Here is a 22,122-nt window from a genome sequence, read left to right on the forward strand (position 1 = left end):
GACGCTGCTCGTACCCGGATATTCATCGAAGCCTTAGCGGGCCTTGTCACGGACGCCTTAATGATTTGCCAATCGCGCATCCGCAAGATCGTGACAAACTGCCTGCGGCTGGGCCGTGTTATCCTGCGCCCGTCGTCAGGCGACTCATTCAAGGCAGTAAGCTTCCAGGCGCGGTTGGTATAATGCGAAAAGGCCATTCGTTCTCCGATGATCTTCCCTGGTTTGATGGTTGGGATGGCACGGCGTTCACAACCGGATTGCCAACGTCCACTGTCATCACAGGAAACCCGGCTCTTCTGGGCGACCCCGGTGATCAATATCCGCTCGCAGCAAGTACTGTCGGCGCTACGACCAATGACAGCACCGCCAAACCGGTGGCGACCGTCGCCCAGCTCGCCGACTATCTCGTCAACGGGTTCTGGGCCTACAGCAGCACGATTGCCCATCATTGGGCCTCCAATACGATCAGCTTCAACATCAGCGCATTAAGTGCTGCCGAGCAGGCGCTCGCGCTGTCTGCGTTGGAGGCCTGGCACGAGGTTGCCAACGTGACCTTCGTCCAGACCAGTGCCAGTGCCAACGTCACGTTCGTCGACACGGGCTCGATGACGGCCATGACCGGTGCGAACTGGAACGGCTCGGGCATCATGAGCTCGGCGACGGTCGACATCAGCGCGGACTGGATCACGACCGACGGCGGCGCCTACGACGGCAAGACCGGGATCGACAGCTACGGATACCAGACCTACATCCACGAGATCGGTCACGCACTCGGCCTCGGCCACCAGGGCCCCTATAACGGCGATGCGAACTATGCCGCCAACGCGATCTACGCTGACGACACCTGGCAGTATTCGATCATGTCGTACTTCGCGCAGGATAATTACAATGGAGGTTCTTACCGCTACGTCGTCACGCCGCAGATGGCTGATATCTACGCCGTGGATTCGATCTACGGCGCGGCGACCACGACGCGGACAGGCAACACCGTCTACGGCTTCAACAGCAACGCAGGCGCGATCTTCAATTTCGCCAACTACAGCCTGCCGCCCGCCTTCACGATCTATGACAGCGGCGGCAGCAACACGCTCGACTGCTCCGGATATTCCGTCGCGCAGGACATCGACCTGCATCCCGGCGCTTTCTCCTCGATCGGCGGCCTGGTTCACAATATCGGGATCGCGGCCAACACGATCATCCAGACGGCGATCGCCGGCAGCGGCAACGACTGGCTGATCGCGAACGACTACGGCTGCACGCTGGTGGGCGGCGCGGGCAACGATACCCTGGTCGGCGGAGCCGGTGCCGACCGGCTGGTCGCGGGCTCCGGCGTCGACACCATGATCGGTGGCGGCAGCGCCGATACGTTCGTGTTTGCGGCCGGAGATGTCACACCAGCGAGCGGGACGCACGATCTGATCACGGATTTCGTCTCGGGCCTGGATCACATCGATCTCAGCGGCATCGGCACGTTCGACTTCATCGGCCTGTCGCCCTTCGACCATAAGGCCGACGAACTCGACTACAGCTACAACAGCGCGCTCGGCGTAACGGTGCTGCAAGGCGACACCAATGGTGACGGAACGCCGGATTTCGCGATCGACTTGACGGGAAATATAACATTGACCGCGTCAGATTTGATAGGAGCTCATGCACAAAGCGATGCCGTCGCTACACATGCTCCCGATTTCAATGGGGACGGTAACACGGATCTGCTGTTCGTTAATAGTTCCACGTCCGGCGTAGCTGAATGGGAGCTCAACGGGACGCAGGTTCTTGCAAGCCCACAGGTCGGGACGCTGGCGTCAGGGTTTCACTTTGCCTACGCCGGCGACTTCAACGGTGACGGCAAGAGCGACTTGCTGATGCTCAATGATGCCACTCACGTCCTGAACGTCTGGCAAATGAGCGGCACGCAGGTTGTGGCCAATGTGAATATCGGCGCGATCAACGCGGCGGCGGGTTGGAGCCTTGCCGGTACTGGCGACTTTAATGGCGATGGCAAAACTGATCTGTTGTTCCTCAACAGCAATACGGCTGGTGTTGCGATATGGCAAATGAACGGCACTACGGTCACTGCTAATCCGCAGGTGGGCATCATCGCGTCCGGCTTTCAGTTCGCCGCGACGGGGGATTTTAACGGAGACGGCAAGACGGACTTGCTCATGATCAATGACACGACGCATGACGTGTCGATGTGGCAGATGAACGGAACACAAGTCAGTTCGGTTGCGACCGTCGGTACGATCAATTCTGCCGCCGGTTGGCAGTTTCAGGGCGTTGGGGATTTCAATGGCGACGGGAAGTCAGATCTCCTATTTCTCAGCAGCACGACGCATGACGTGGCAGTCTGGCTGATGAATGGCTACCAGGTCCTGGCGAGCTCCCAGATCGGCACTATCAACGCTGCCGACGGCTGGAGGTTTGCCGATATCGGCGACTTCAATGGAGATGGGAAATCGGACCTTCTGTTCTTGAATAGCACCACGCACGGTGTCGCGGTTTGGGAGCTAAATGGCACGCAGGTCCTTGCCAATCCGCAAATCGGGGTTGCGGCCGCGGGGGACACCTATGTCGGCCTGGAGGATGTCAACGGGGACCATAAGTCGGACATTCTCTTCGAAAACCCGACCACTCATGTTTTGACGGCTTGGGAGATGAATGGGCCGCAGGTTGCGCTCAATCAGCAAATCGGCACGATCAACGCAGCCACCGGCTGGCATCTTGTGTCTTGATGCAGTGCGCTGCCTGCTGCCGCAAATACACCACTTCCACACACCGCGATTTCGCCTGGCTACGCTTGATTCGTGAAGGTTAGATCGCCTAAACTCTTCCGGCAGTCGCTAAACGCGAGGTGCGTCGTCGCTTGGCGCGATGAATTCGCTGGGAGACGATACCGATTTTCCGTGCACAGCTGCAGGACGTTGTGTCAACGCAGTGCGGTTTTCGCGAATCTGAGGGGATACCAAGGTGAGATTGTCCATTGTGACGACTCTCTATCGGTCAGCGCCGACCATCAACGAGTTCTATTGTCGTGCGTTGCGCGCAGCCGAGTCGATTAGCCAGAACATCGAACTGATCTTCGTGAACGACGGTTCTTCCGACGATAGCCTTGCGCTTGCTCTAGCTTTGCATAGAACAGATCCCCGTGTCGTCGTGGTTGATTTGTCACGGAATTTTGGACATCACCGAGCGCTCATGACCGGCCTTGGGCACGCGACCGGCGATTTTGTATTTCTGATAGATAGCGACCTCGAGGAGGAGCCAGAACTGCTGCGCCGCTTCCATGATCGCCTCTCACAAGGGGAATGCGACGTGGTCTATGGTGTGCAGGAGGTTCGACGAGGCCGCTGGTTTGAACGTGCTACAGGTGAAGCCTTTTTTTGGCTCGTCAACGCTGTAAGCGACCAGTCCTTCCCGCGGAACGTCGTGATTGCACGCCTAATGACTCGCGACTATGTACGTGCATTGCTTCAGCATCAGGAACGCGAGTTCCTAATCGCTAACCTGTTTCAGTTGGCCGGATTTCGACAGGTCGCGCTTCCCGTTCAGAAGCTGTCGCTTTCACCAACGACTTATTCGCTTGGCATGCGGATAGCGATGGCTGTCAAATATTTGACGACTACATCGACAAAGCTTCTTTACGCTACCTTTTATTTGGGTATCGCGATCTTTGCCTTTTCGCTGACCGCTATCTTGTTCTATGTATTCCGTTACTTTCGTTCCGGCATCGGCGTTGATGGCTTTACCTCGTTGATCATCTCGATCTGGTTTTTCGGCGGGCTGACAACTCTCGTCCTTGGCATAATCGGCATCTATGTGGCCAATATATTCTCCGAGACAAAGCGTCGACCCTATACGGTTGTGCGGCAAGTGTACCGCGCGCAAGCATCATTCGTATCGAAAGCTGAGGTCGCATCGGAAGCGAACGCAATCGACATGCGTGCGTCGGAGTCGAAGTTCGATGTCGGCGCACCAGGTTAGTGGTGAGGGATTGGCGTCGTGAACCTTGATGACAACTCGTTAATCATCAGAAATATCGCAGCTTACTATAATTCGAAGTTCGCCTTACATGGAGCCACCCCACAAGGTGTCGATTGGAACGGGCAATTTTCGCATGAGTTGCGCCATCGGCAGTTTCTTCGCTTGTTAGGTGACGATCGGGACGCTTCGGTTCTTGACTTGGGTTGTGGATTTGGCGATTTCCTACGGTTTTTACGTGCTGACGGCCATCGTGGGGCGTTCATCGGCTATGATATTGTGCCCGATATGATTGCCGAAGCCGTACGGCTGCATGGCGAGGGAGCTGATCGGCGTTGGCGCGTAGGGGCCATACCTGATGAAACTGCAGACTTCGCAGTTGCAAGCGGAATATTTAACGTCAAGGGCCTGCTGCCGACCGAAACCTGGGCCCATTATGTTCACGAGACGATCGATTTCCTTGCGCGCGCCGGGCGACGAGGTTTTGCATTCAACGTCTTAAGCTTGTCGAGCGATCCCGAACGCCGTCGTGCAGATCTGTACTATGCGGATCCCAGCGAAACCCTATCGTGGTGCATACAGCACTATGGTCGGTCCGTGGCGCTATTGCAGGACTATAGCTTATACGAGTTTACGATGATCGTGCGTCGCGTCTAGAAGCCGGCGCGTTAGGCCTGATCCAGAACGGCAATTCCAAAACCGGCCTCCCCGTATCGTCCGCTGTTGTACAGCATCATGCGTCCCATCTCGGTATCGAAAACGTAGGGGTAGCAGATCATTGAGCGTTCCCAACTATCTGGGTCAAGCTCGATCCCAGCTTGATCGTCGCGACGCGTCCAGCGCTCGCCGTCGGTTGATGTGGCGAAGCCGATGCAGTACCCCCAATCGTTGCCTCGATAGGAGTACCATGCCTGGTAGTATCCATCGCGTTCTTGGAGTGGACAAAATCGGGCGATGGCGACTTCACCTGGATGCTCAAAGCTCAGGGACTTGATGCCGGTCAGATTCCAATGTCGTCCGTTGGAAGAATCGGCGTAACGGATGTCGTAGGATGGTAGGAGCTGATCTCCGACGCGCATCCAAGGTCGTCCCGACTGATACCACATTCGCCATTTTCCGTTGTGGATCAGCACCGCGGGGTCCGAGATAAAAACCGGCTCTTCCATACAGCGATCAAGAATCGGCCCACTGCCGATGCGCTCGAAAGGCCGGTCTGGATCGCCTGCTGGACGAACGGCGATGCCGACGGAAACATAGAAGCTCACGGTCACTCCGCGGTTCCAGCCTTGGTAGTACAGATGTTCGATGCCATCATGTTCGACGATCCAGCAGCCGATGGCGCCGCAGTCGTCGAAATAGCCTAACGCACCTGGCGTCAATAATGGGGACTTCGATAGGCGCAAAACCTTGGTGGGTTCTCGTATGTCAATGTCAAGCCAACTAATATTGGATCGCGCTTGGCGATCACGAGGTGTGAAATAAATACGATATCGAAATTCACCCAACGCGCGCGGAATTGGAAGAATACCGTGACTATGGATCCATTCTGAATTCGAATCTGCCACGAAGATCCGCCCAAGCTTCCTCCACCGCATCAGAGTCATCTTTCAGATACGCCGGAGGCGGGTGCTTGGAACAGGCGAGCGCTCCGTGCCACGCGGCGCGACCACGGAAAAATCAGGCTGATCCTCGAGCACGAGCGCGCCGGCGCCGATGACACATCTTTTCCCGAGTTTGACGTGATCGCGCAGAGTGGCGTTGACGCCGATGAAGCTGCCTTGGCCGATTCTGACGCCACCAGAGACCACGACGTGAGAGGCGATGAATACATCATCCTCAATAACGGAATGGTGTCCGATATGGTTTCCGCTCCAAAGCGTCACGTTGGCTCCGATTTTCGCAAATGGCTGGATGGTATTGTCCTCAAGAACAAAGCAGTTTTCATTGATTTGCAACCCCGCAAATGTGGTGGCTCGACTGCTTACATAAGAAGCCAGCTGGTAGCCGTGGGTGCGCGCTACCGCGACTTTTTTTGCTCGTAGATCGTTGACTCCGGAGTAGCTAACCGCCACGAATAAACTGCAGTTTTGAGGCGGGAACGTCTCTGTCAGACGTTCAAAGGGCACTACAGGTCGGCCGAGAAAGCGAGTTTGCTTAATGTAAGCCTCGTCGATCGTGAAGCCGATAACCTCACAATCACTATCATGGGTAAAATAGAAATCGGCGAGCTCAGCAATCTCGCCGGTGCCGAAGATGACGACTTTCTGCATCGCGATCAGCCCCTACAGCTTAGCGAGTATTGATACGAACAAGAGTGGCTTCGGGGGAGCGGTGAAACGCGGCATTGGAATAGCACGTTCGCACCGTTGCTCGACAACAAGTCATTCGATTTGAACCACCTTAAGGACGCGCATCTATGGCTTGGCTCTACAGAGTGATTTCCGCTGATTGTACTATTTCTCGCTGATCGCTGCGCGAAGCGTCTTCTCGAGCCAAGCCGAGACTGAGGAGCCTTCTGCTGCTGCCTGCTTGACCACGTTGTCACGAAGCTGGGGTGAAACGCCCTCGAGCCGGCCGAAATAACGCTTACGGTGCGATCCTCCACGCCAGCCAGGAAATTCCACGTCCAAATCTAGCCCGGGCTCTCCAGAGCTGACGTCGAACGAGATCAGATAGAAAGAGCCATTGAGAACCCACCGACAATCAACGTTGCGAGCACTAATCGGGACGTGCTGGATCGGCGCTGAATGTTCGAACAGTGGGTTTGAATTCTTCAGGATCTTTGCAAAGTTTGTCGAAGACAGCCAGGGTCCAACGCCTTCATCGCCGGCCACGACTCGACCGCCGTGCCGGACTACGCGGGTCATTTCCGCAAGAGAAGCCGCGATGTCCGGAAAGAGGTTAAGGCCGCCAAAATGATAGGCTGCGTCGAAAAAGCCGTCGGCAAAAGGCAGTCGCATAACGTCGGCCCGGAATAGCCGGACACGATCGAAATCAGCAGCCGCATCCTGCAGCCGCTGCTGTCCGATGGCGAGCATTTCGTGCGACAAATCCCCCGCATACACAGTAATATTTCGATTTAGCAGATGGATCGTGTCGCGGCACGTTCCGCAGCCGATCTCAAGGACACGTGCCCCGCTGTGCAGTTTCAGTGTATCGATCAGATCTTCACGGACCGTCGCCTGTTCCGACAGCAACATCTTGAACATGACATCGTTGCCGCGATCATATTCACTGGCTCGATTCCGGTAGAATTCCTGGTTTCCTATCGGAGACGTAGGATGTTCGGCTTCAGTCACGAAATCTGGAATTCCGCGGTGCAACGGATAGCGAGCGCCCGTCGCGCTAACGAGGACGGTTCCGTCTCCAGTTAACGTCAGAGGCTGACGATCTGTCGGACAAACAAAACCCAGCACTTGATTATCCGCTTGTTGAGCTGCAGTTCTCGATCTCTTATAGCGGGAGTGCATTCGTGTCACGCGGCATTCAGCGACTTCGGACTTGACTAGGATTAATTGTGCCGTGCCGTGTGATCAACTTGAGCGGGATTTATTCCTTGTGACGACTGAGGTCATTGTTCGTCAATCAAGAATATCCGAACTGGGTATGAACCTTCCTAAGGTCATTGGAGACCCACCGGTGGGCGGTTCGGTCTGCCGGGAGGCCGAGCAATCTAGCCTGTTCCCGTTGCTTTTTTGAACGTCCAACACAGGGCCTTGGATCGTAGCCAAGGAACCTGCTAAAGAAAAATGCTGACGTCCTGTTGGGGGATCAGCCGAATTTTTCAATTTGGATACCTGGGCCATTGGTACCGGGTGCCCGCGGGAAGTGTTTTGGTGAGTGATTTCACATTGAATTAGAGGAAATAGGTTATGCGCCTTTTTGCCTTAGTGGCTATGACACTTGGACTGCTTCTACCCCTGACGGCACCAGCCCACGCCCAAGCTACCCGCACCTGGGTTTCCGGCGTGGGAGACGATGCCAACCCATGCAGCCGTACCGCGCCATGCAAGACGTTTGCCGGCGCCATCTCCAAGACCGCCGCAACGGGCGAGATCAACTGCCTTGACCCAGGCGGCTTCGGCGCTCTGACGGTTACCAAGTCGATTACGATCTCCTGCGAGACGGGAACGGCCGGCGTCCTCGTTTCTGGGACGAATGGGATCGTGTTTGCGGGGGCCGCAACTGACTACCTCGTCCTCAAAGGTCTTGATTTCGAAGGCTTGGGCACCGGCATCAATGGCATTTTGGTCAATTCGGGTGGCTTCCTTCATGTTGAGGATTGCAATATCCGTCGTTTCACCGGATCAGGCATTTTGATTCAGCCGTCTGCTACTATTTGGTTCGAAGTTGTTCGCACGACCGTGTTCAGCAACGGCAGTGGTGCGACCGGTGGTGGAATCCGCGTTGCACCCGCCAGTGGAGCAACCGCGAGAGGCAGCTTGGATAGAGTGGTCGCTGATCGCAATGTGTTCGGCATTGCTGCCGATGCAAGCAGTGGCCCAGTCAACCTCAGCATTCTTAATACCGTGGCTAATAATAGCGGATCGGCTGGAATCGTCGCGACAGCCAGTGGCGGCAACGTCGCCAATGTTATGGTTTTGCAGAGTGATGTTTCGAACAATGCCACCGGCATCTTGAACGCTGGAGGCTCGGCTTTCGTTAGGGTCGGACAGTCGTCGATTACGGGCAACGGGACTGGTGTAGCTGGCACTGTGAGTTCATACGCGACCAATCAACTCGACGGTAACACTACAAACGGAACGATGTCTGGCATTGCGTTGCACTAACATATCAACCGCGCGAGGTTCCGAACAATGAGGGCGTCCTGAACCTCGCGCGATGCGCGGGCCACCTAGTGCAGAGCTTTGATAAAGCTGCAGATTGCAGCATTCAAGTCCAACGCTTTAGGTAGTGTACCACATCGGGACCGGTATTAAAGAGGAGATCGAGCGCAGTGACCGTGTGCTCGAAGGGGCCGTGAAGTTGCCCATATTCAGGATATCCTTCGTAGTTCATCCACTCCGGCGTTATCCCGGCCGATAAGAACAAGTCCTCGTCGAAATAGGCGCGAGCCGAGGGTCCGCTAAGATACCGATCTGCGCCGGCCGCGCGGGCGATTCTCAATAGTCGCTGCGTCTTCGTGCCGTCTGCGGGATAGGCCGTATCCATTCGGAATCTGGTCTTGAGCCCAAGGACGTCGGCGATCCCGCGGAGGAAAATCACATTGACGTCGGTCAGCCGCGTCAGCCTGTCGGCCTGTTCGTACCAGTTCCTCACAACGGGTGCGAAATGGCCGAAGAACGCGGCGCGCCGATAGGCGAACTCGATCGTGCGCCAATGCTTTTCGGCCCACGGCTTTTCAATCTCGACCTCATTGATCGGCTGCTCGAAGCGGCCTTTTACGATCACGGGGATAGTGAGCCAAACTATTCCATTTGCCGTCTTGATGCGGTTGCGGTTGTGCCAGTGGCGCTTCACGTACTGGGCACTGTCGAAAATGACATATTCGTCGCATTGCCCGATCAGGTCGAAGAAGCCTTTCCACGGGATGTAGCAGGACTGGACAATACAGATTCGCACAGGACGACCCTTGGCCGGAATTATTACGGGAGTATCGCATGACACCGCGGCTCTCCGGAAGATTGCCGGCCGGACGAATGGCTGGCCAGCTTTCCTACTAATGATTATAGTCGGCAGATGCTTGAAGCACGAGTTATTGCTGAGCGATCCGTAGCGGGCGAGTTTGGTATTCATCTGACATGACCTTCGCGGACACGCCAGGGCGGCGGTGCTTGGCTTGCAGCGCAGTTCAACCGGTGGCCGCCGGCGAGCCGTTATGGCCGCCCGGATGGCAATGCCCATTCTGCGGTGCCCGCGTGGCACAGGGTAACGGCATCCCGATGTTCGCACCGGGCCTTGCCGACACCGTGAGCGGCGTAGATCCGAAGGGCTTTGACGCGCTCGCCAAGGTGGAGGTCGGGCATTTCTGGTTCGTTCCGCGCGGCCAGCTGATCGTGGGCCTTTCCGACAAATACTTCCCGCAGGCCCGCAATTTCCTTGAGGTTGGCTGCGGCACGGGGACTGTGCTGCGCGCAATGGCTGGCTCGCGCAGCTGGGAGCGCCTTGTCGGGTCGGAGCTGCATCCGTCGGGGCTTGCCTACGCTCGGAAGCGCCTGCCTGCCGGCGTCGAGTTCGTCCAGATGGATGCGCGGGATATCCCTGCCGTCCGTCTGTTCGATCTCACCGGCGCCTTCGATGTGATCGAGCACATCCCCGATGATGAGGCGGTCCTACGCGGGCTCCGTGCGGCGACCAGGCCAGGCGGCGGGATTATCGTCACGGTCCCCCAGCATCCCTCGCTGTGGAGCCCGGCCGACGATTTCGCCCACCATCAGCGCCGCTACCGGCGCGGCGAACTGGAGGACAAATTGTGCCGCAGTGGCTTCGAGGTCCTGTTCTCGTCCTCGTATACAGCTTTGCTGCTGCCGCTGATGGCGATAAGTCGCCTGAGCCAACGAGGCAAGGCGGCAAGCTTAGAGGCCTACGAATTCACACCCAGCCGGCTTGTAAATTGCGCACTCACCGCAATCCTCCGTGCGGAGGTCGGGATGACGCTCGCCGGATGGCGCTGGCCAGCGGGCGGCAGCCGCGTTGTCGTCGCGCGGGCCGTGTAGTGCGGAAGCGACAATCGCTCAGCAATTTATCCTTCATGATTCGCGCAAACCTCGCGATGCGGTGTCCGAGGCCCCCTGCGATTTTTCGTCACTTTGCGAGCCAAAGGCTCGTGGCACACATGCTGCCGATCGCAATAAAGGCGGCTCAACGCTAAAGGGGGCTCAAAGCTTCCTTGCGGCGTCCTAAGTACATGACTTCGCTGTCGCCGCCATGGATTCTCCGCGGACGGCAGAATAGTGTAGCATCGCATGGCAACGGCAGAGCAGCATGATGAACAGCGACGGCGGTGATCGCGAATTTGAAGATGGGGTTCCGAGCGCTCCAGCGTGTGGTTACCGATGGCGCGGCCCGTTTGCCGTTGCTGCCGCCGCGTTGGTAATGTCGATGTTCGCGCCCGGATTCGCGCAATCACTTCGTCAGGGTGTCGTCGCCGTGCACCGCCAGGACTACCAGCGCGCCTCGCGGATACTCATTCCGCTGGCCGAGCGGGGCAACCCTTCCGCGCAATCCTATCTCGGTTTCCTGTTCGAGACTGGCCGCGGCGTGCCGCAGAACTATACGGAAGCGGCGATGTGGTATCGCCGCGCCGCTGAGCAGGGGGACAGCCTTGCGCAATATTCGCTCGGGCTGCTCTACGACCGCGGGCAGGGCGTGCCGCGCGACATCGTCGAGGCCAGCAAATGGCTCAATCTGTCGACGGCGGCCGCACCTCCCCAGGCGCGCGAGGCGCGGCAGCGCATCCGCGATGCCATTACCACCAAGATGTCGCGCGGCGAGATCGCACAGGCACGGCTGCGGGCGCTGGAATGGGTCCCCATTCGGGAGCATTGAGCAGACGGTGATGCGCTTGCGCCCATGGCAGCGGTCGTCCTAGCTCAACAGCGCCTCGGCCAGCCAACCGAGCCAGATCCCTGACGCGAGGAACAGGCCGAACGGTAGGAATGCGGTCGATCGCAGCGGCCGCCGCCGCAACGCGCCGTTGACGACATACGCGCCGAGCGCAGCCAGGGTTGCGGCCTCGACGACGGCAAACACAGTGATCAGCCCGAGCCAGGCTCCGGCAACGGCGGCGAGCTTGATATCGCCCATCCCGAGGCCGTCACGGCCTCGGCAGGCCCGATAGCCCGCCATCAGCGCAAGAAACGGCAGCGCGATCGCGAGCGCCCGTCCGGCCGCCCATAGCAGGCCATACCAGCCCGCATCCGGTCCCACGGTTGCGGCCCGAAACAGCCCCACGGCTGCTGCCGCACCCGTCAGTTCGTTTGGAATGATGTAGCGCTCTGCGTCGGTCGTGGCGATTGCCAGCATCAGTGCGCCCAGGATTGCGCCCAGCACCCCATCGGCGCCCGGGGCGGCAAGTAGGCTGGCCGCTACCAGCGCCAGCAGGACGATGCTGAGGCTCAGTTGCCGCAATGGATCGTGCGCTGTCACCGGATCACGCGAGCCGGGCGCGTGGTCGTTCGTCGAGACCGAGTCCGCATCTTGCCGTAGAGCCTAGCGCGGCGGAACCCCGGGCGGGGTCACCACGACAACGGGGTTGCTGGTCCCGACCAGGCGGCTGTTCATCTTGCTGCGCATCTCTTCGGCAATGACATGGGCATCGACCGGAGTCCGCACTAACGTCGGCCTGATGAACAGGATCAATTCGGTCCGTGCCCGCGCGGTCGTCTGATGCGAGAACGCATCTCCCATGCCAGGAATCGAATCCAGGATCGGAATACCTTGGCGCTGCTTGTTCTCGGTCTCGCTGATCAGGCCGGCAAGTAGCACGGTCTGGCCTGAGTTGACCGCGATCGAACTCTTGACACGACGCTGCGTGATCGTTGGTGTCAGGCCGGTCTGACCGGCAGAGGCGACGTTGCTGATCTCCTGCTCTATGTCGAGAACGATGTTGCCGTTGGAGTTGGCGCGTGGTTGCACTCGTAGAATGATGCCGGTGTTCTTATAATCGATGGTGTTGACGACGGTGTTGTTGGCGGTCAGCACGGTCGCCGTGCCGGTCGAGTAAGGCACTTGGTCGCCAACCTGCAAAGTGGCCGTCTGGTTATCGAGGACGACCAGCGAGGGGTTTGACAGCACCTTGACGTCGGTCACACCATGCAGCGCATCGAGGATCACGCGGGGCGAGTTCTCCGAGCCGATGAGGAAATTGAAGCCGGGCAGCACACGACTCATTAGTGCACTGGCTGCGGCGTTGACGGCGTTACTGGCAGTACCGCTCGAGGAGCTGGTGCCGGTCGCGATCGTGTTACTGATCGATCCTTTCTGGCTGGCCAAGAAGAACTGTACGCCGTAATTCAGCTGATCGTTCAGCGTCACTTCGGCAATCGTCGCCTCGATGGCGATCTGGCGCTGTGGCCGGTCGATCTGGCGAATAGTCTGCTCCACGATGCGCTGCGATTCTGCATCCGCATAAACTAGGACCGCATTGTTGGTCACGTCGGCGGTAATACGGACATTGGGCAGGAACGAATTGCCGCCAACCGATCGCGAACTCGAATTTGAAGTCGAGCCCGGTAGCTGATCCTGTCCGCCGGATGATGCGGGCCGCCCGGCGGGCGCTCCGCCACCGATCCCGGTCACAGGCGTGGCGGCACCCGACGCTGCGGTTGGCATTGCGCTCAAGGATGCTACAGCGCTGTTGCCTGATGAAGAGAGTGAAACTCCTGAGTTTGGCGATATCTGAGTCAATGAACTATCGAGGCTAGTGGTTGCTGTGCCACCAAGCAGCATTTCGCGCAGGAGTGCCACGATTGCCTTAGCGCTGCCATAACGTAGCGGGTAGGACTTCATGTTCACAGCTTCCGTGTCCGATTTATCAAGTCGGGTGATCCAGGTGCCGGCGCGCTTAAGGTATTCAGGTTTCTGGCTAACGACGAGAATGGCGTTAAGACGGTTGATCGCCTGGAACTTAACGACGTTGGCGCTGAGGCCACCCTCGCCGGAATCCATGATCTTTTCGAGTTCGGAAATGAGCGGTTCAGGTGACGAGTTGTGCACCGGGAAGATGCCAACCGATTGTCCCCTCATCCAGTCGGCGTCGAAACTCAGAATGGTGTCGATCGCCGACGCCCGGTCAGGGCCGCTGCCGGTTACGATCAGTGTATTGCGTCCGTTGTCGGGCCGCAGTGTCGTGGCCTTGATGCCGAAGCCGTCGAGCAGCTTGAATATTGTCTGGGCGGAAACATAGTGTAGCGGAACGACGCTGATGCCTTGGCCTGCTTCCGCAGCGTCGCTACGATCGATACTGCCCGGCCCTGCCTCCGCGGCCGGTAGCAGTCGGTAACTGCCGCCGCGGTCACGCACCAAAGCGACACCCGACATCCGCAGCGCATTTTCCAGTACATAGATGGCGTCAGCCTTCGGCACTGGACGGACCGAGGCCAGCGTTACAGTTCCCTGCACGCGCGGGTCGATCGTGTAACCGACATTCAGTACGTCACCAAGGATGACCTTTGCAACGTTCGCAACGGGAGCGTTTTCGAAGTTGAGATCGTAACCGTTGCCGGCGCTATCGCGTTCGGCGAGTGCGCCGCCGGCGGGCGTTGCGCCGTCACTAAGGAAAATGGTCGGTCGTGACGCAGTTTGTTGCTTCAGGCCGCTGACGCCAGGATCCGTAGTTTCACGGGGCTGTAGGTCGATCGAGTTGACCTTGTCGGCGATGTCCTGAACGCGCGGATCCTTCGGATTGGTCTCGATCGATTGGTCAGCGGTGACGATACAAGCGCTCAATGCAAATGCGGACAAAAACAGAACGAGCGTCCCAGCCAACCCTGAACGCAGGCGCGAAAGCGGATGCACCACTTTGAACAATAGACGCCTACCAACGCTAAAGCCGATATTAAAAATACATCCGATCCCTCGCGGCTCGGACGGCTGCAAATTTGCGCAACGATTATGTTTTTGCTACTAGAAGAGTCAAGCTTTAAGGTCCTGTTGTTGCACGCATTAGCTGTTGTATTCCGGTAACAAGGTTAGCGGTGGGAATTCGATGCGCAGCCTGTCCGCAGAGACCTTCCGACAGCATCTCCTCGAGAAATATTCCTTGCCGCCCCGTGGGCGTGCCCGTGTCGAGCGTCCGGCGAATTCGACACTGACGCGTCCGCTGCGCGAATTGTGGGAGGCGACCGATCTGTCCGCCGCCGAATTCGCCGACGAGGTCTCCGACTATTTCGGCGTCGTGCGCCTAAGTCTCCCGCAATTGCTCGCCGTAGCGCCGTGTCTCGATGGCTTTTCGCGCCGCTTCCTGCGTGAGTCCACGATCTTTCCATTCCGTGTCTCGAACGGCGGCTATCGCATTGCGGTCGCCGATCCCTCCGATACGGCCGCCATCCGTGCTGCTGAGATCGTGTTCGGTGAACCGGTCGAAGTCGCCGTGGCATCCTTCGAGGACATCACCACCGTGCTCGATCAGCGCGTCGATGCTGACGGCGCCGGTGCGGATGAAAGTGCGAGAGCGTCGAGCCAACAATCCGACGACGATATCGAAAGCTTGCGCGATCTTGCCAGCGGCGCGCCGGTGGTGCGCGCGCTCAACGATCTGCTCGAGCGCGCCGTCGAGCTGCGCGCAAGCGATATCCACATTGAGCCGTTCCGAACTGGTCTCGTTGTCCGCATGCGAGTCGATGGGCTGCTGCGCGCAATTCCTTCGCCATCGGGGATTCCGCCGCAGGCACTGATCTCGCGCGTGAAGATCCTCGCAGGGCTGAACATTGCCGAGCGGCGCCTGCCGCAGGACGGCGCCGCGCGTGTCCGCGTCAGCCGCGCCGAGCTTGACGTTCGCGTCGCGACTATGCCGACGCAGGCGAGCGAAAGCGCCGTGATCCGCCTGTTGCCACGCGACCGTGGCCTGCTCGAGATGAGCAAGCTCGGGCTCGCGGCCCGTGACAAGGGGATCATGTCGCGGTTATTGGCACTGCCGCACGGCATGATCGTGGTGACCGGCCCGACCGGCAGCGGCAAGACCACCACGCTTGCCACCATGCTCTCGATCCTCAATGAGCCGACGCGGAAGATCCTGACCATCGAGGACCCCGTGGAGTACGAAATCCCTGGTGTCAACCAGTCGCAGGTCAGGCCAGCAATCGGACTGACCTTTGCGTCCGCTATGCGCTCCTTCGTCCGTCAGGACCCCGATGTGATCATGGTCGGCGAGGTCCGTGACGCTGAGACCGCTCATATCGCGATTCATGCGGCGCTTACCGGCCACCTCGTGCTGACCACGCTTCACACGGAAACAGCGGCGGCAGCGGTGCCACGGCTCATCGATCTCGGAATCGAGAGCTTCCTGCTCAAATCGACGCTACGCGCGGTCGTAGCGCAACGCTTGGTGCGCGTGCTCTGCGACCGCTGCAAGATGCCGCACGAGCTCTCGACCTCGGACATCGACAATGATCCGCGCTTTGCCGCGATCGGGTTTTCGACGGGTGAGGTGGTCCACGAGGCGAGCGGATGCGAGCGCTGCGGCGGCACAGGTTATCGCGGTCGTAACGGCGTGTTCGAAATCCTCGAAATGACTGACAAAGTGCGCAAGCTTATTGGCCCGGAGACAGATTCGCACGAGATCGACCAAGCAGCTATGGCTGGCGGTATGACCACGATGCTGGTGGATGCGGTGGAGAAATGCCGCGCCGGCATGACCACTGTGCCCGAGGTGTTCCGCGTCACGACGATCCGGTGATGTGATGCCAAATTACCGCTACCGCGCAATGAACTCGGAAGGGGAGCTGGTATCCGGGGCTATCGCCGCGCGCGCGCCGGGAGATGTCGCCGGCCGGCTCGAGCGACTTGGTCTCGTGCTGGTCGATAATGTCGCGCTGGACGAGGGCAAATCGTCGCGGCGCGCCTTCAGCCTGTTCAAAGCGCCCAAGCCTGAGGACGTCACGATTTTCACCCGTGACCTTGCGCTGCTGTTGCGCGCGGGCGCTCGGATAAACGATGGGCTAGAGCTGCTCGCGGCCGATCCCGATTTCGGGCGTCTGCGGCCGGTGGTCGCCGATATCCGGTCCCGTGTTGTTGCCGGCGAGAGCTTTGCCGAAGCGCTAGCGCGGCATCAAGGATTGTTTCCATCGATGTATGTCGCGCTGATCCGAGTCGGCGAAGCGTCCGGCTCGCTCGATCACGTGCTCGAGGTGCTGGCCGACGAGCGAAGCCGCACCGAGGCGTTGAAGCGCCGGCTTGGCGACGCTGTACGCTATCCTCTGTTCGTGCTCGGCGCCGCCGCATCCGTGTTGCTCTTCTTCTTGACATTCGTGCTCCCGCAATTCGCCAACGTCCTGCAGGATTTCGGGGCGAAGGTCGACCCGTTCATCCTCGGCTTCCTCAATCTCTCGACCTTTCTGCGCTCCAATTCGGACGCGGTGCTAGCGATTCTTGCCGCTGTGATTGCAGTCGGCTGGCTCTCGCTTCGGCAGGAGAGCGTGCGCCGTGCTCTGATGTCCGCGTTGACGCGGTTGCCTGCGATCCGCGAGGTGATGAAATATTACCGAACCGCGCTGTTCTGCCGGAATCTGGGGCTCTTGCTCGGCAGCGGCGTCAACCTGACCACCGCGATGCGTATCCTCATCGATATGATGGCGTCGATCGGATCATCGACAACTTGGGCTGAAGCTGCCGACCAAATCCGGCATGGCGTGAAACTGTCCGATGCGCTGGCCGAGACTGAGGCGCTACCCGCGATGGCAGTGCGCATGCTGCGGCTGGGCGACGAAACTGGGCAGCTTCCGATGCTTGCGGGACGGGTCGCGGAATTTTACGAGGCGAAGCTTCAACGGACGCTTGACCGCGTCGTCGGCATAGCCGGCCCTGCGGCGATCATTGTGATAAGCATTGTAGTTGGTGGACTGATTGTATCTGTCATGACGGCGCTAATGTCGGTCAGTCAGATTGTTAATTGAGGTTGTTTGAGATGACATTATTTAGGCCATATCCGGCAAGATCCGTGCGACGCCGGCGCGAGGCCGGCTTCACCCTGGTCGAGATGCTTGTCGTTATTACGATCATCGGCCTGATCATGGCTTTGGTCGGCCCTAGGGTGCTGAACTATCTCAGCGAATCCAAGGCCAAGGCGGCGAAGATCCAGATCGAGAGCTTCTCCAGCGCCCTCGATCTTTATTATTTAGATCTCGGGCGCTACCCCAATAGCAACGAAGGGCTTGCGGCATTGACCCGAAGCAACAACGCTTCCGGCTGGAATGGCCCTTACCTGCGGGGCGGGGTGGTGCCCAACGACCCCTGGGGTCACAGTTACGTCTATCGCTCGCCCGGTGAGCGAGCGCCGTATGACATCATCTCGCTCGGTTCCGACGGCCAGGAAGGCGGCAGTGGTACGGCAGCTGATATTACGAGTGGCACGCGCTGATCGGGAGCAGGACGAGGCGGGTTTCGCGCTAATCGAAATCCTCTGCGTGCTCGCAATCATCGGGATGCTTGCGGCCATCATCCTGCCGTCGATCGCGCACGTCACCACGCGTGCGCGGCTCGAAAGCTATGCAGTCGAGACCGCGGCGCTGCTGAACGCCGATCGTAGCGCGGCGCTCCGCCGTCAAGTCCACGTGACGACGCTGGTGGATGCCGAAGCACGCACGATCCGATCCGGCTCTACCGGCCGCGTCCTTCGCTTTCCCGATGATGTTGCCGTCGACGCGGCATTGGCAACGCGATGTGCGGACCGTAGCGCCGGCCGTTCAATCGATTTCTTTCCGTCCGGTATGTCCTGCGGCGGCACTATAGCACTCGCGCGGCCGGGCAACGGATACGAGGTCCGCGTCAACTGGTTGACTGGGGGGGTCGAAATTGTCGTGCGCTAAGCACTCTGCCGGTGAGCGGGGATTCACGCTGATAGAGGCGTTGGTGGCGCTGGCGATCATCGCAACGGTGCTTTCCTCAATCGGCGCGGTGATCGGTACCACGGTGCAAGGTACTCGCACGATCAACCAACGGCTGATGCTGGACGGCGCTGCCGAGACGTTGCTGGCGGCACTTCCCGGGCGCAATGCACTCAGGCCGGGACGTCAGACAGGTGAACTCGCAGGGCATCGCTGGCGTATCGACGTCGCACCGATCAGTGGCGCCTCTGGAGACACCCGGCCAAGCCGCTTCGTGCCGCTTGCGGTCAACATGTGGATGCAGGGGCCGAGCGGGGCGCAGATCCTGTTTACAACAGTGCGGCTGGTGCCGAAGGCCACAGAATGAGGGCGCGGTGTTCATGGTGCGATGAGGCGGGCTTCACGCTGCTCGAAGTGTTGCTGGCCACGCTGTTGATGACCGTAATCCTTGCTGCGCTTGCGACGGTCACAGCTCAATGGATGCCCAACTGGAACCGCGGCATCGCCCGCATGCAACGAGAAGAGCGGCTGGCGATCGGGCTTGAACGAGCGCTCGCCGATCTCTCGGTGGCCGAAATGATGCCGGTGGGCGGGGATGGCAAGCGTCCGCTGTTCGAGGGCAGCGAACTGGCTGTCACTTTCGTGCGCACGGCAGTCGGCCCCAGCACGCGTCCCGGCCTCGAGATCATTCGTTTGATCGAGAAGGCTGATAGTCAGGGGCTAGCACTGGTGCGCGAGCGCGCGCCGTTCGGCCCAATGCCTCCCGACGCCCAGATTCACTTCACCGATCAGGTGGTGCTGATCCGCGCGCCGTTTCGCGTGACCTTCGCTTATGCCGGGCCCGACCAGGTTTGGCAGCCGATCTGGCGCGGTCAGATGCAATTGCCGAGCATGGTCCGCGTTTTGGTGCGTGACAGTAGCACAGGGCAGGTGTTGGCAGTCTCCAGCGCTGCGGTCGTGCACATCAACGCGCCGGCGGAATGCGCGCGAGCGAAGAGCATTACCGCCTGTCTCGCGGCGCGCCTCAAACCGGTCGTGAAGCAAGAGGAGCAGCTCTGATGGCTGCGTCTTGTGCAACAGCGCGGGGGGCGGAATCGCAGCGCGGCTTCATCGTGATCGCCGTGCTGTGGATTCTTGCAGCGGTGACAGCGCTCGTGCTCATCTATCTGACTTACGTCATCAATACGGCCATCGTCGTTGCTAGCAGTACCGACCGCATTCAGGCCGAGGCCATGGTCAGCGCGGGGCTTGAACTCGCAGCGCTTCAGCTGTCGGGCTATAGCGAGGCTGCCCGCCCAAGCAGTGGCACATTCAATGCTCGCGTCGGTGCCGGCCGGGTGTTTGTGAGCTTCCGTTCCGAGGCGGCGCGGATTGACCTCAATGCGGCATCGAAGCAACTGCTGTCGGGCCTGATGGCCGGGCTTGGCGCCAGTCCGTTCGATGCGGCCGTATATGCCGATCGGATCCTGGCGTGGCGTACCCCGACCGGACTCGGCGACAGTGATCCGGAGACCTCTTTCTACAAGACTTCAGGTCTTGCATATGCACCGCGCCACGCGCCGTTCCCGGCCGCTGAAGAACTAGGGTTAGTCTATGGAATTCCGTCCGCATTGGTAGAACGTATGCTGCCGTTCGTAACCGTGTTCAGCAATATGGCGCAGGTCAATATCCTCGATGCCGAACCACAGGTACTGGCGGCGCTACCTGGTATGACGCCGATCATGCTTCAGGCGGTCGTTTCCCAACGCAGCGATCCGGCGCTGGATCCGCACGCTCTCATCGGGATGGTCGGGGGGGAGGGCGCGACCATCGCTTCGTCCAAGGCCTATCGAGTCGTGGTCGACACCGAGCTCCCAGATGGGCGGCGGCGCAGCAGCGAGATCGTGATTCTGCTTCTGGAAGCCGGTGATGAACCCTATTGTGTATTGTCGTGGCGCAATAATTCGGACGGCAGCACTGTGTCGCAAAGGGCCGCTTTGAGATGAAATGGGTGTCGACGATCGGCGCGATCTGCGGAGCCTGGACCGGAAGCGTTGCCGGCGCTATTGTCGCTAGCGTCAATCGAATCGTCTCCCCGCGCGTCGTTCGTCTGGTTGAGACTGACGACGACGGGTTTGAGGTCGAGACAACTGGTAAGGTTGAAAACGTTCCCTCCCGGATCGGCTATTCGGGTGGTGCCCTCTCGGCACCCAATCTTACCGCTTTATTCAGGGGCAAGCGGGTCGAGATCGTCCTGCGGCCAAAGCGCTTCCTTTTTCGGCCGCTCGAACTTCCGGCCCGGGCGACGGATTTTGTCGAAGGTATCGTGCGCGCACAAATCGATCGGCTAACGCCGTGGACCGCAAGCGAGGCGGTGTTCGGCTGTACCGCGCCGATCGCCGAAAGCAACGACACGATCACAACCATGATCGCCGCGACCACTCGCAAGGTAGCTACGGGCTATGTCCAAGCCGTCACGGGGTTCCATCCATCGGCAGTCGCGGTCTGCACCAACGTCGAGGGGCATGCGGGCCACATCAAAGTGTTCGAGCAAAGTGCGCGAGGACACCTCGACGCGGCACGAATGAGCCGCGCACTGCAACTTGCGCTTGGCATTGCGGCCGTGGTCGCAACTTTTTCGGTCAGCGTGTCCGCCTATGTCGCCAATAATTTGGATGCGCAGGGGGATGAACTGGCTAGGCAAATTTCCGCACGTCGCGCGGCAATCCGCGCTGGCGGCGGCGATCGCTCGCCAATTGCCGCGCTGGAACGGCGCAAATTCGAGACGCCGGCGAGTGTGATCGTGCTCGAGATGCTGAGCCGGGTGCTGCCCGACCATACCTATGTCACTGAGTTGCATCTTGCCGGCAGTAAGTTGCAGATTTCCGGCGTCACGGCCGATGCGTCTTCGTTGATCCCGCTGATCGAGCGGTCGCAGCACTTCACTCGCGCCACCTTCTACGCGCCGACGACGCGCGCGCCGTCCGACCCTGGCGAGCGCTTCCATATCGAGGCGCGTATCGTAGCGAAGAACAGCATCACGGTGGCGCCATGAGCGATGTAGGTAATGTTGCTGTGCGCTCGCTCACGCGGTCTCCGCTGTTTGCGACAGTGCTCTATCTCGCAGTGCTCGCTGGGCTCGTAACCATGAGCCTCGTTGCGCTTGCCAACATCTTTGACCACAAGCGCGCGCTGGCGCGGACCTCAGACCTGCTGAACCAGTTGCGTGACCGCAAGACGCCCGGCACCGCTGTGCTATTGGCGGAGCATCCGGGCACGCCGTTTCTGGAAGGGCCGACAGTGACGGTTGCGGGCGCAGCGCTGTTGCAACGCGTTGCGATGGCGGTCGGTAACGTCGGCGGCACCATCCAGTCCTCGCAAGTCGACGTGCTCGGCACCCAGGTTAAGGACGGCTTCGTCGGCCTCGTCGTAAGCTGCGAGATGGAGCAGCCAGCTCTGCAGAAGTTGCTGTACGACCTCGAAGTCGGCATGCCCTTCCTATTCGTCGACCAGCTCGACGTGCAGGTACCACAGATGACGGCGATCGGCGAAGGCGCTGCCGGCAAGATCCGCGTTGTGCTTGGCGTGTCTGCACAGTGGAACGGAAGCAAATGAACGTGCAGCTCCACTACGGAGGGGGATAGCCCGCCAAATTGTT

At 59.5% G+C, this 22,122-nt stretch carries 21 protein-coding genes; 15 read left to right on the forward strand and 6 right to left on the reverse strand.

Going from position 1 to position 22,122, the window contains the following annotated elements; translation table 11 throughout:
- Positions 1 to 182 precede the first annotated feature (182 nt).
- The 3 genes from AS156_RS39515 (at position 183) to AS156_RS39525 (ending at position 4,638) form a co-directional block, all read left to right on the forward strand.
- On the forward strand, positions 183 to 2,735 hold the full coding sequence (locus AS156_RS39515; RefSeq protein WP_066516033.1) for a M10 family metallopeptidase C-terminal domain-containing protein: 2,553 nt from the start codon (positions 183 to 185) through the stop codon (positions 2,733 to 2,735).
- A gap of 235 nt (positions 2,736 to 2,970) precedes the next feature.
- Positions 2,971 to 3,984 (forward strand): glycosyltransferase family 2 protein, encoded by a 1,014-nt coding sequence (locus tag AS156_RS39520; protein WP_082747981.1) that lies wholly within the window; start codon positions 2,971 to 2,973, stop codon positions 3,982 to 3,984.
- 18 nt (positions 3,985 to 4,002) lie between these two features.
- Positions 4,003 to 4,638 carry a class I SAM-dependent methyltransferase gene (locus tag AS156_RS39525; RefSeq protein WP_066516035.1) on the forward strand — a complete coding sequence of 212 codons (636 nt, stop codon included), beginning with the start codon at positions 4,003 to 4,005 and terminating at the stop codon, positions 4,636 to 4,638.
- Positions 4,639 to 4,649: 11 nt separating this feature from the next.
- Here AS156_RS39525 and AS156_RS42620 read toward each other — a convergent pair whose 3' ends face one another.
- The 3 genes from AS156_RS42620 to AS156_RS39540 all read right to left on the reverse strand — a co-directional run bounded on the left by AS156_RS42620 (position 4,650) and on the right by AS156_RS39540 (position 7,280).
- Complete coding sequence (locus AS156_RS42620) at positions 4,650 to 5,546, reverse strand: glycoside hydrolase family protein (RefSeq protein ID WP_136626649.1); 897 nt, start codon at positions 5,544 to 5,546, stop codon at positions 4,650 to 4,652.
- Between the two features lie 42 nt (positions 5,547 to 5,588).
- Positions 5,589 to 6,251, reverse strand: a complete 663-nt coding sequence (locus AS156_RS39535; protein WP_136626650.1) for an acetyltransferase — start codon at positions 6,249 to 6,251, stop codon at positions 5,589 to 5,591.
- Between the two features lie 183 nt (positions 6,252 to 6,434).
- Positions 6,435 to 7,280 carry a class I SAM-dependent methyltransferase gene (locus AS156_RS39540; RefSeq protein ID WP_160331205.1) on the reverse strand — a complete coding sequence of 282 codons (846 nt, stop codon included), beginning with the start codon at positions 7,278 to 7,280 and terminating at the stop codon, positions 6,435 to 6,437.
- 573 nt (positions 7,281 to 7,853) lie between these two features.
- On the opposite strand from AS156_RS39540, the gene AS156_RS39545 reads away from it, so the two are divergent.
- Positions 7,854 to 8,771 (forward strand): right-handed parallel beta-helix repeat-containing protein, encoded by a 918-nt coding sequence (locus AS156_RS39545; protein ID WP_136626651.1) that lies wholly within the window; start codon positions 7,854 to 7,856, stop codon positions 8,769 to 8,771.
- A gap of 103 nt (positions 8,772 to 8,874) precedes the next feature.
- On the opposite strand, the gene AS156_RS39550 is transcribed toward AS156_RS39545, so the two are convergent.
- Complete coding sequence (locus AS156_RS39550) at positions 8,875 to 9,564, reverse strand: WbqC family protein (RefSeq protein WP_066516042.1); 690 nt, start codon at positions 9,562 to 9,564, stop codon at positions 8,875 to 8,877.
- A 320-nt stretch (positions 9,565 to 9,884) separates the two neighbouring features.
- On the opposite strand from AS156_RS39550, the gene AS156_RS39555 reads away from it, so the two are divergent.
- Both AS156_RS39555 and AS156_RS39560 read left to right on the forward strand, forming a co-directional pair.
- On the forward strand, positions 9,885 to 10,658 hold the full coding sequence (locus tag AS156_RS39555; RefSeq protein WP_245313262.1) for a class I SAM-dependent methyltransferase: 774 nt from the start codon (positions 9,885 to 9,887) through the stop codon (positions 10,656 to 10,658).
- 268 nt (positions 10,659 to 10,926) lie between these two features.
- Positions 10,927 to 11,490 (forward strand): tetratricopeptide repeat protein, encoded by a 564-nt coding sequence (locus tag AS156_RS39560; protein WP_082747986.1) that lies wholly within the window; start codon positions 10,927 to 10,929, stop codon positions 11,488 to 11,490.
- Between the two features lie 39 nt (positions 11,491 to 11,529).
- Here AS156_RS39560 and AS156_RS39565 read toward each other — a convergent pair whose 3' ends face one another.
- Positions 11,530 to 12,072, reverse strand: coding sequence for a prepilin peptidase (locus AS156_RS39565; protein ID WP_245313263.1), 543 nt, complete (start codon positions 12,070 to 12,072; stop codon positions 11,530 to 11,532).
- An 81-nt stretch (positions 12,073 to 12,153) separates the two neighbouring features.
- On the reverse strand, positions 12,154 to 14,472 hold the full coding sequence (gene gspD, locus AS156_RS39570) for a type II secretion system secretin GspD (RefSeq protein WP_082747987.1): 2,319 nt from the start codon (positions 14,470 to 14,472) through the stop codon (positions 12,154 to 12,156).
- Positions 14,473 to 14,650: 178 nt separating this feature from the next.
- On the opposite strand from gspD, the gene AS156_RS39575 reads away from it, so the two are divergent.
- The 9 genes from AS156_RS39575 to gspM are packed head-to-tail and all read left to right on the forward strand — an operon-like array spanning position 14,651 to position 22,079.
- Positions 14,651 to 16,339, forward strand: coding sequence for a GspE/PulE family protein (locus AS156_RS39575; RefSeq protein ID WP_066516046.1), 1,689 nt, complete (start codon positions 14,651 to 14,653; stop codon positions 16,337 to 16,339).
- 4 nt (positions 16,340 to 16,343) lie between these two features.
- Entirely contained in the window at positions 16,344 to 17,555 is a 1,212-nt protein-coding gene (locus tag AS156_RS39580) for a type II secretion system F family protein (RefSeq protein WP_066516053.1), read from the forward strand.
- Positions 17,556 to 17,566: 11 nt separating this feature from the next.
- Positions 17,567 to 18,019: a type II secretion system major pseudopilin GspG gene (gene gspG, locus AS156_RS39585; RefSeq protein ID WP_066516112.1), complete on the forward strand. Its 453-nt coding sequence runs from the start codon at positions 17,567 to 17,569 to the stop codon at positions 18,017 to 18,019.
- Positions 17,940 to 18,467, forward strand: coding sequence for a prepilin-type N-terminal cleavage/methylation domain-containing protein (locus tag AS156_RS39590; RefSeq protein WP_136626655.1), 528 nt, complete (start codon positions 17,940 to 17,942; stop codon positions 18,465 to 18,467). The genes gspG and AS156_RS39590 overlap by 80 nt, the downstream gene beginning before the upstream one ends.
- The gene (locus AS156_RS39595; protein WP_136626652.1) at positions 18,454 to 18,852 is read left to right on the forward strand and encodes a prepilin-type N-terminal cleavage/methylation domain-containing protein; all 399 of its coding nucleotides are present in this window, start codon (positions 18,454 to 18,456) and stop codon (positions 18,850 to 18,852) included. The genes AS156_RS39590 and AS156_RS39595 overlap by 14 nt, the downstream gene beginning before the upstream one ends.
- On the forward strand, positions 18,849 to 19,544 hold the full coding sequence (locus AS156_RS39600) for a prepilin-type N-terminal cleavage/methylation domain-containing protein (RefSeq protein WP_066516061.1): 696 nt from the start codon (positions 18,849 to 18,851) through the stop codon (positions 19,542 to 19,544). Before AS156_RS39595 ends, AS156_RS39600 begins: the two co-directional genes overlap by 4 nt.
- A complete protein-coding gene (locus AS156_RS39605) occupies positions 19,544 to 20,470 on the forward strand; it encodes a type II secretion system minor pseudopilin (RefSeq protein WP_066516063.1) in 927 nt (308 codons plus the stop codon). Before AS156_RS39600 ends, AS156_RS39605 begins: the two co-directional genes overlap by 1 nt.
- The gene (locus AS156_RS39610) at positions 20,467 to 21,519 is read left to right on the forward strand and encodes a PilN domain-containing protein (protein WP_066516068.1); all 1,053 of its coding nucleotides are present in this window, start codon (positions 20,467 to 20,469) and stop codon (positions 21,517 to 21,519) included. Before AS156_RS39605 ends, AS156_RS39610 begins: the two co-directional genes overlap by 4 nt.
- Positions 21,516 to 22,079 (forward strand): type II secretion system protein GspM, encoded by a 564-nt coding sequence (gspM, locus tag AS156_RS39615; protein WP_066516069.1) that lies wholly within the window; start codon positions 21,516 to 21,518, stop codon positions 22,077 to 22,079. The genes AS156_RS39610 and gspM overlap by 4 nt, the downstream gene beginning before the upstream one ends.
- The last annotated feature ends 43 nt before the right edge of the window (positions 22,080 to 22,122 follow it).

The organism is Bradyrhizobium macuxiense, assembly GCF_001542415.1.
In the GTDB taxonomy this organism is placed as follows: domain Bacteria; phylum Pseudomonadota; class Alphaproteobacteria; order Rhizobiales; family Xanthobacteraceae; genus Bradyrhizobium; species Bradyrhizobium macuxiense.